Below are 4,038 nucleotides of genomic sequence, written 5' to 3' on the forward strand. Positions count from 1 at the left end.
TTGGGCCGCGGCGTCCTAACCCCCGGGGGGGGGCGGGGGGCCCCCCCCCCCCCCCCCCCGGGGCCCCCGGGGGGGGGCGCCCCGGGCCCCCCCCGCCCCGGCGCAGCCCCACCCGCGCGCGACGAACGCGACGAACACGTTGAAGAGGCCAGGCGCCCGGCGGCCGTTCACCCCGCCGGTGTGCGCGGGGCCGGATTGCAGAGGGCGAGAAATGACCGGACAGGACGGCCGTGCGGACGGCCGGGACGAGTTTCTGACACTGATCGACGGGGCGGCGGTCCGCAACCGACTGGGGGAGCGGCGGGCGGTCTATCCGGGCACGCAGTCGCAGGCCGGCTCGCTGGGCTGCGCGGTGACCGGGGTCGTGGTCCTCGGTGGGCTGGCGGCCGTGCTGTCCCTCACCGAGGCGGCGGTCCTGGCCGTCGTCCCGCTGGGGCTGCTGCTGCTGGTCCCGCTGGGCATCTGGATCGAACGGTCCACGACGAAGAAGAACCGGGGCCTTCGGCTCGATCTCCACGACCACGGTCTCACCGCCGTGGTCAAGGGCCGGGTCCATGCCGTCCGCTACGAGAGCACCTCCGTCCTCCAGAACACCGTCCGGCACACGGGGGTCGGCGGCTACACCTCCTACGCGTACACGCTCACCGACGTCGACGGCGCGAAGGTCGTCCTGCGCGGCCGGGCGGACCGGACGGGCGAAGTCGCCGAGAAGGGCAAGTTCGCCAACCCCCGGGAGTGGGGGCCGGCCGTCCAGGAGGCGGTCACCCGGGCACAACTCCCCCGTGCCGTCGTCACGCTGAACTCGGGCGGACGGCTCGACTTCGGCCGACTGTGGGTGACGCGGGACGGCGTGGGTTCGGCGCGCGAGTCGGCACAGTGGCACGAGATCCAGGAGATCAAGGTGTTCGACGGCTTCGTCAAGCTCAAGGTCGCCGGCCGGTGGCGCGCGCTGACCAGCGCCGCGGTGAGCACGATCCCGAACTTCTTCGTCTTCCTCGCCCTCGCCGAACACCTGCGGAGCACCGGGGGCAGGTCGGCCGTCTGAGTTCGTCGCGCCGCCGGGGCACGGTCGAGCGCCTCGGCAGCGACCGCGGTCGGGAGCCCACGGGGACCGCCTCGTGAGGATTGACCCGACCGCGGCCGGAGGAGATCATCGTGCCGGGTCCAGGGCGACAACCCGTTCCGGGTGTCGACCCGCCAACCGAGAGGAACCCAGCCATGTCCGAATCCGGACGACTCACCGTCGAACCCGTGCCGACGCCCGCCCGTTCCACCGTCGCCGTGCTCGGCCCCGGAGGAGTCGGCGGCCTGCTCGCCGCACTGCTCTCCCGCGCCGGGCACCGCGTGATCTGCCTCGCCCGGGAGGAGACCGCCGGTCCGCTGCGCCAGGACGGCATCCGGGTCCGCAGCCGGCAGTTCGGCGACTTCGCCGCGGCCGTCGAGGCGGACGGCGTGCTGCGCGAGCCCGTCGACCTGTGCCTGGTGACGGTCAAGAACACGGCGCTCGACGCGGCGCTCGACCGCGTCCCGCCGCAGTGGGCCGCGAACGGCCTGGTGGTGCCCCTGCTCAACGGCGTCGAGCACACCCACACCCTGCGGGCGCGCTACGGGGACGAACGGGTGGTACCCGCCGTGGTGCGGGTCGAGTCCACCCGCACCGCGCCGGGCGTCGTCGAGCACGGCAGCCCGTTCGTCGAGATCGACCTGGCCGGCCGGCCCGAGCGCTCGGCTCCGCTCGCCCAACTCCTCACGGGAGCGGGCGTGACCACCCGGGTCCTGCCGGACGAGGACGAGGTCCTGTGGGGGAAGCTGGCCTTCCTGGCCCCCTTCGCCCTGCTCACCACCCGCCATCGCCGGCCCATCGGCACCATCCGCTCCGAGCGGCGGGCCGAACTGACGGCCCTGGTGGAGGAGACCGCGGCGGTCGGCCGGGCCTGCGGAGGCCGGACGGCGGCCGCCGACGTCCTGGCGCGCTACGACGCGTTCCCCGCCGACAGCAGGTCGTCCATGCAGCGCGACGCCGAGGCGGGCCGCCCGCTGGAACTCGACGCGATCGGCGGCGCGCTGCTGCGCGCGGCCGAACAGCACGGCATCCGCGTACCGCTCGCGACGCGGCTGGTGGCGGAGCTGGCGGCCGTATGAGCCGCCGGCCCCGACGCGGCTGACCTCGGGGCCCGGTCGGTCCCTGCCGCTCGACGGGCAGGGACCGACCGGGCCCCGGGCCGCGCGGACCGCGCCGGGCCGCCCGCACTACAGTCTGCTCCTGTCGGGACACACCCGTCTCTCACAGGGGGAACAAGACTTGAGGCTCCATCACCATCCTGATCGCCCGCACGGCCGCACCTTCCGGCGGCGGGCGCGCTCCCTCCTCGTCACGCTCGCGCTGGTCGGCGGCCTGCAGGGCGCGCTGGCCGGAACGGCGTCGGCCGACCCCGCGGCGTCGCTGTGCTCCTCCGTCAACGGGAAGTTCGGCTCGGCCGTCGTGGGCGACGGCCGCTACCGCATCATGCCGGACGAGTGGAACTCCTCGGCCGAGGTCTGCATGACCAGCGACGGCGGCGCCAACTTCACCGTCACCCGCAGCGACCTCACCAACGCCACCAACACCCAGCCCGGCGCACCGGGCGCGTACACGCGCATCGAGTACGTCCCGCGGCCCGGCGAACTGCCCACGCCGGTGGCCACCATGGGCGACACCCTGACCGGCTGGCGGACCACCACCGGTGTCCCCGGGCAGTACAACGCGGCGTACGACCTCTGGTACGCGGACACGGCCGGCGGGTGCGGTCCGACCACCTCGCACGAGCTGATGATCTGGCTCAACCGGCAGGGCGGGCCCGTCCCGCTGGGCACCGCCACCCAGCAGGTCACCCTCGGCGGCCGGACGTACCAGGTCTACCAATACCAGAACGCCACCACCGGCAAGCAGGTCATCAGCTACCTGCTCGCCACTGCGACCAACTCGGTCTACGCCCTGAACCTGCGCGCGATCACCGCCGACGCCGTGGTCCGCGGCTACGTCCCCGCCGACGGTGCGCTCTGCTCCGTACAGGCGGGCTTCGAGATCTGGAACGGCGGCACGGGGCTGGCCACCAACTCCTTCTCCTACCAGCCCGCCACCGGCCTGCCGACCGGCAACGTGACGTCCGGCCTGCCCGGCAAGTGCCTCGACGCCGGGAGCAACTCGGCCGGCCCCGACACCTTCAGCATGCCCGCGGACATCTGGGACTGCGCCGCGACGCCGAACCAGACCTGGACGGTCGGCAACGACGGCACCGTCAAGGCCCTCGGCAAGTGCCTCGATGTCACCGGCGGCGGACTCACCGACGGGACCCCGGTCCAGCTCTACCCCTGCAACGGCACCGGCTCCCAGGTGTGGACGCAGAACGCCAAGGGCCTGCTGAACCCGCAGTCCGGCCTCTGCCTGGCCGACCCCGCCGCCTCGACCACCAACGGCACCCAGCTGATCCTCCGGACCTGCGGCGCGAGCGGACAGGACTGGCGGCCGCCCTACAACGGGCAGCCGCTCTGGAGCGCCTTCACCAACAAGGCCACCAACTACTGCCTGAGCGGCGGCGTGGAGAACCCCACCTCGGTCAGCCTCCACGGCTGCAGCGCCAGCCCCACCGCGCCGCAGAACTGGTCGCTCGTGAAGGACGGCACCCTCCGGATCTCCACCGGCAGTTGCCTGGACGCGGGCACCGCCGGCACGGCCGGCAGCACGGTGCAGCTCGCCCCGTGCTCGGGGGCGACGACGCAGCAGTGGCTGCTGTCACCGACCGGCTACCTGCTGAACCCCGCGTCCGGCAAGTGCCTGGACGATCCGAAGTCCACCACCGTGCCGGGCGTTCCGCTGAACCTGTGGACGTGCAACGGCACCGCCGCCCAGGTCTGGTACTCGGCCGCCTGACCGCCGGCCCGGCTCCCGTCCGTCATCCGCCGGACGGGGGCCCGGGGCCGGTGCGCCCCCCCGGAGTCAACCGGGGGCGAGGTGGGGAGGCCGGGAGTGGTTGCGGGGGTGGGGGCCACCCGGGGGCG

Annotated in this window: 3 protein-coding genes; all 3 read left to right on the forward strand. The window is 73.9% G+C overall.

Annotated elements, in window-relative coordinates:
• Positions 1-211 precede the first annotated feature (211 nt).
• The 3 genes from ACFVYI_RS34345 to ACFVYI_RS34355 all read left to right on the forward strand — a co-directional run bounded on the left by ACFVYI_RS34345 (position 212) and on the right by ACFVYI_RS34355 (position 3,910).
• Positions 212-1,045, forward strand: coding sequence for a DUF6585 family protein (locus tag ACFVYI_RS34345; protein WP_387892824.1), 834 nt, complete (start codon positions 212-214; stop codon positions 1,043-1,045).
• Between the two features lie 173 nt (positions 1,046-1,218).
• Complete coding sequence (locus ACFVYI_RS34350) at positions 1,219-2,142, forward strand: ketopantoate reductase family protein (RefSeq protein WP_387892825.1); 924 nt, start codon at positions 1,219-1,221, stop codon at positions 2,140-2,142.
• A 160-nt stretch (positions 2,143-2,302) separates the two neighbouring features.
• Positions 2,303-3,910 (forward strand): ricin-type beta-trefoil lectin domain protein, encoded by a 1,608-nt coding sequence (locus ACFVYI_RS34355; RefSeq protein ID WP_387892827.1) that lies wholly within the window; start codon positions 2,303-2,305, stop codon positions 3,908-3,910.
• The last annotated feature ends 128 nt before the right edge of the window (positions 3,911-4,038 follow it).

This window comes from Kitasatospora sp. NPDC058218 (assembly GCF_042882445.1).
GTDB lineage: Bacteria > Actinomycetota > Actinomycetes > Streptomycetales > Streptomycetaceae > Kitasatospora.